Annotated in this window: 1 pseudogene; it reads right to left on the reverse strand. The window is 40.2% G+C overall.

From position 1 onward, the window contains the following. A pseudogene (locus STRDD10_RS10200) lies at positions 1-259 on the reverse strand (hypothetical protein); the annotation flags it as partial.

The raw sequence follows: 259 nt of genomic DNA on the forward strand, positions 1-259 counted from the left end.
GGTGTCTCAAGTCTTCTGAATAGCTCAAAAAGCTTGTCTAGAATCTCTTTGTTTGTTAGATGCATACGAAAAGTAGGGCGATAAAATCGTTTATCGCTTAGTTTACGACTATCCTGCTGTATAAGCTTCCAGTAGCGTTTGATAGCCTTGTATTCATGGGATTTTCTATCGAATTGGTTCATGATTTGAACACGGACACGATTCATAGCACGGCTAAGATGTTGGAGTAAAACAGTCCAGTGGACTGTTTTAGCCTGAG

The organism is Streptococcus sp. DD10 (assembly GCF_001578805.1).
Lineage (GTDB): Bacteria > Bacillota > Bacilli > Lactobacillales > Streptococcaceae > Streptococcus.